5 protein-coding genes are annotated in these 4,345 nt (G+C 66.7%); 3 read left to right on the top strand and 2 right to left on the bottom strand.

Annotation, left to right across the window (positions count from 1 at the left end):
• A partial coding sequence (locus tag AC16JP_RS11430) for a hypothetical protein (RefSeq protein WP_484340742.1) occupies positions 1-219 on the top strand: 219 nt, incomplete at its 5' end.
• Entirely contained in the window at positions 216-593 is a 378-nt protein-coding gene (locus AC16JP_RS11435; RefSeq protein ID WP_484340743.1) for a hypothetical protein, read from the top strand. The genes AC16JP_RS11430 and AC16JP_RS11435, both read left to right, overlap by 4 nt.
• Before the next feature lie 21 nt (positions 594-614).
• Here the strand turns inward: AC16JP_RS11435 and gyrB are convergent, their stop codons facing one another.
• Complete coding sequence (gyrB, locus tag AC16JP_RS11440) at positions 615-3,020, bottom strand: DNA topoisomerase (ATP-hydrolyzing) subunit B (RefSeq protein ID WP_484340746.1); 2,406 nt, start codon at positions 3,018-3,020, stop codon at positions 615-617.
• Positions 3,021-3,068: 48 nt separating this feature from the next.
• Positions 3,069-4,148: a DNA replication/repair protein RecF gene (recF, locus tag AC16JP_RS11445; RefSeq protein WP_484340744.1), complete on the bottom strand. Its 1,080-nt coding sequence runs from the start codon at positions 4,146-4,148 to the stop codon at positions 3,069-3,071.
• 9 nt (positions 4,149-4,157) lie between these two features.
• On the opposite strand from recF, the gene AC16JP_RS11450 reads away from it, so the two are divergent.
• The coding region (locus tag AC16JP_RS11450; protein ID WP_484340745.1) for a hypothetical protein at positions 4,158-4,345 on the top strand (188 nt) is incomplete at its 3' end.

The following is a 4,345-nucleotide window of genomic DNA, read 5'->3' on the forward strand; positions in this document are numbered from 1 at the left end:
CTTTCCGGCAATGACATCGTCGCTGCACTACAGGCGGCGGGGCTAGCCGAAAGCCGGGGCGGGGCGAACCCGGCGCAGATCCTCGTTCCGGCCGCGCGATCGACGACGCTGCTGCCGATCCTTGCCCGACTGGAATCGAAGGGCGCACGCTTCGTGCAGGTGAAGATCGCACCCAATCAGGACCAGACCGTCAACGCCCTGCTGGAGGTGGCCCCATGAGCATGTTCGTGCTTGCGGCCGCCGCCGCATCGGTACTGGGGCTGACGGAACTCCCCGCCCAGAAGGCCGAGCCGGGCCGCTGCCTTACCTTTCTGTGGCTGAAGCAGGAACCGCCGTTCCGCATCGCCATGATCGACGAAGCAGCCCGCACAATGCGCCTTCGCCGGGACCGGCAGATGTTCGACATCGCCGAAATCGCGCCCGGCACGTTCGGCGGCCACGGCTACAAGATCACGGTCGTGCTGGACTATGCCCCGACGCCCGGTGTGGCGGGCGGCGCCATCATCGACAGCGGCTCGATGCGGATCGAACCGCTGTCGGCGGGCACCGAAGCCATGAGCTTTCCAGTCGGCGGCATGCGATCCTGCCAATAGGCAGGCTGCCGCCCGGCCCGGCTAGATATCCAGATTGGCGACCGACAGCGCGTTTTCCTGAATGAACTCGCGCCGGGGTTCGACAATGTCGCCCATCAGCCGGGTGAAGGTTTCGTCGGCCAGGGTTGCGTCGCCCACTTCCACCTGCAGCAGCGTGCGGGCGGATGGATCGAGTGTCGTTTCCCACAGTTGCTCGGCGTTCATTTCGCCAAGGCCCTTGTAGCGCTGCACCGCCAGCCCCTTGCGGCCGGCATCCATCACCGCATCCAGCAGTTCCGACGGGCGCCGCACCGGGTTGGCGCCGATGGCGCCTGCACTGCGCCAGCGTTCGGCCTGTTCAGATGCCAGCACATGCAGCTTGCGCGCTTCGGCCGAAGCAACGAACGCGCGATCGATGATGGTTGCATCGGTCACGCCACGATCGAGATGGCGAACGATGAAGCCGCCGTCTTCACCCGGTTCGGCTGTCCAGCCGGACGATCCCTCGTTCAGCCAGGCCGCCAGCCGGTCGGCGGCGGCATGGCGATCGGTGATCGCAGGGTCGAACGCGCCCGCCATCGCCAGCGCCTCGATCAGTGCAGCCGGATAGCGGCGCGGCACATAGGCCATCAGCCTGCGCATCCGGCGCGCATGATCGACAAGTGCGCCAAGGTCGGCCCCCGACACGGTTTCGCTGCCAAGTGCGAAGGAAACACCGGCAGAACCCGCCGTCACCAGATAGTCCTCGAGAGCGGCCTCGTCCTTCAGATAGACTTCGGAACGTCCGCGCGTGACCTTGTAGAGAGGCGGCTGCGCGATGAACAGGTGGCCGTGGCGGATCAGCTCGGGCATCTGCCGGTAGAAGAAGGTCAGCAGCAGGGTGCGGATGTGCGCCCCGTCGACGTCTGCGTCGGTCATGATGACGATCTTGTGATAACGCAGCTTTTCAAGGTTGAATTCTTCGGAACCGATGCCTGCACCCAGCGCCTGAATCAGCGTGCCGATTTCCCGCGAGGAAAGCATGCGGTCGAAGCGGACACGCTCGACGTTCAGGATCTTGCCGCGCAACGGCAGGATGGCCTGGTATTGCCGGTCGCGGCCCTGCTTGGCCGAACCGCCGGCCGAATCCCCCTCGACGAGGAACAGTTCGGATTTCGCCGGATCTTTTTCCTGGCAGTCGGCCAGCTTCCCCGGCAGCGAGGCAACGGTCAGCGCCGACTTGCGGCTGGCCTCGCGCGCCTTGCGGGCGGCTTCGCGGGCGATCGCCGCATCGATGATCTTCTGCACGATCGTGCGCGCGTGCTGGGGGTTTTCCTCAAGCCATTCCGCCAGCTTGTCGGCCAGCAGCGATTCCAGCGGCTGGCGCACTTCCGAGGAAACCAGCTTGTCCTTGGTCTGGCTGGAGAACTTGGGATCCGGCAGCTTGACCGAGACGACGGCGGTCAGGCCTTCGCGCATGTCATCGCCCGAAAGGCCGACTTTTTCCTTCTTCAGCAGGCCCGATTTGTCGGCGTAATTGTTCAGGGTTCGCGTAAGCGCCGCGCGGAACGCCGCCATATGGGTGCCGCCGTCGCGCTGCGGGATGTTGTTGGTGAAGGCCAGAACATTTTCGTAGTAGCTGTCGTTCCATTGCAGCGCGACTTCGATGCCGATGTCGTCGCGCTGGCCGCGAATGGCAATCGGTTCCGCCACCAGCGGCGTCTTGGCGCGATCCAGCCAGCGCACGAACTCGGTCAGGCCGCCTTCATAGAACAGCTCGATCTCGCGGCGGTCGGCATGGCGGTCATCGACCAGCAGCAGCCGCACGCCAGAGTTCAGGAACGCCAGCTCGCGGTAGCGATGTTCGAGGCGGGTGAAGTCGAACTCGATCCCGGTGCGGAATGTCTCGATCGAGGGGAGGAAGGTGACGCTGGTGCCGCGCTTGTCGCCCTGATCGCCGACGACGGCCAAGGGCGCCTCGGGGACACCATGCCGGAAGCGCATGAAATGTTCGTGGTTGTCGCGCCAGATGCGAAGCTCGGTCCATTCCGAAAGCGCATTGACGACCGACACACCGACTCCGTGCAGACCGCCGGACACCTTGTAGCTGTTGCCGTCCTGGTTGTTGAACTTGCCGCCCGCGTGCAACTGCGTCATCACCAGCTCGGCGGCTGACACACCCTCGACCGGGTGGATGCCGGTCGGGATGCCCCGGCCGTTGTCCTCGACCGTGACCGAGCCGTCCGCGTTCAGGCGGATAAGTACCCGGTCGCAATGGCCGGCAAGGGCTTCGTCGATGGCGTTGTCGGAAACCTCGAACACCATATGGTGCAGGCCGGAACCGTCGTCGGTGTCGCCGATATACATGCCGGGGCGCTTGCGCACCGCTTCCAGGCCTTTCAGAACCTGAATGGATTCAGCACCATACTGACCGCTGGCGGCCGTCGACCGGTTTTCTTCCTGACTCATGTCGGGGGTATAGGGGCGGCCCACGGCAAACGCCAGCAAAAGCAGGCGTCAGGCGGCGTCCACCCGCCCCCCGGAAACATGGTAGCGCGCGCCTTCAAGGCCGTCGAACAGCGCAGCGTCGGTTCCTGTAGCCCATGCCTGCCCGCCAAGCCCCGCGACGTGGCGGAAGAACGCCCGCCGCCGGTCTGGATCGAGGTGCGCCGCCGCCTCATCGAGAAGCAGCAGCGGCGTCCGCCCGGAACGCGCGGCAACCAGCGCCGCGTGCGCCAGCAGGATCGACACCAGCAGCGCCTTTTGTTCACCGGTCGAGGCAAGCGCCGCCGGCATGTCCTTTTCGGCATGCACGACCGCAAGGTCCGCGCGATGCGGGCCATGCGTTGCGCGGCCGGCCGTGCGATCGGCGGCCCGCGCCGACCGCAGCCTTGACGGCAGGTCGGCGACACCGCCGTCGGCAAGGCTGATCATCGGGCGGGGAAAGCCTTCGGATGGCGCGCTGGCAAGGGCCGCCGCAAGCGCCGAGACGGTATCCAGCCGGGCACCGGCGACTGCCGCACCATGTTCGGCCATCTGCGCCTCCAGCGCGTCCAGCCAGCCGGGGTCGGCGGGCGTGTCCGCCGTCAGCAGCCGGGTGCGCGCGCGCATCGCTGCTTCGTAGCGGCTGGCGTGGCCGGCATGGCCGGGATGCAGCGCCAGCACCAACCGGTCGAGGAACCGCCTTCGCGCCGAGGCGGTATCGGAAAACAGCCGGTCCATCGCCGGAGTCAGCCACAGTTGCGCCGACCAGTCGGAAAGGGTGGACAGCGGCGCCGCTGCGCCGTTCAGCCTGAGCTGCCTGCGCTCGGGCGCTTCAGGCAGTGCGAAGGTGCGCACTTCGACCGGCGGCAGGCCGGGGTCGGCCAGCAGGCTGGCGCGCACCTCGAAACCGCCTTCGCCACCGGCCATCGCCATCTGCGACAGCGCCGCCCCGCGCATCCCGCGCCCGACGGCCAACAGTGACGCCGCTTCCAGCACATTGGTTTTCCCGGCGCCGTTCGCCCCCGTCAGCAGCACCAGCGGCGCGCTGCCCGGCGCAAGCCGGGTTTCGGCATGGTTGCGGAAACGCGCCAGCGCCAATGCCGTCAGATACACTGGCGCTGGATGTGGAACGGTGGCCGACACGCGCGATGGTCTAGCGGTGGGCGCGTCAAGCCGCTAGAGGCATGGCGATCCCAGCCGCGCCGCCACGGACCGAAGGACCGCCGCCACCGCATGAACACGCTCGTCGAACTGCTGAACTTCGCCAACTACCTGCTTCAGTTGCTGATCTGGGTGATCATCGCCCAGGC

This window comes from Sandaracinobacteroides sp. (assembly GCF_057137845.1).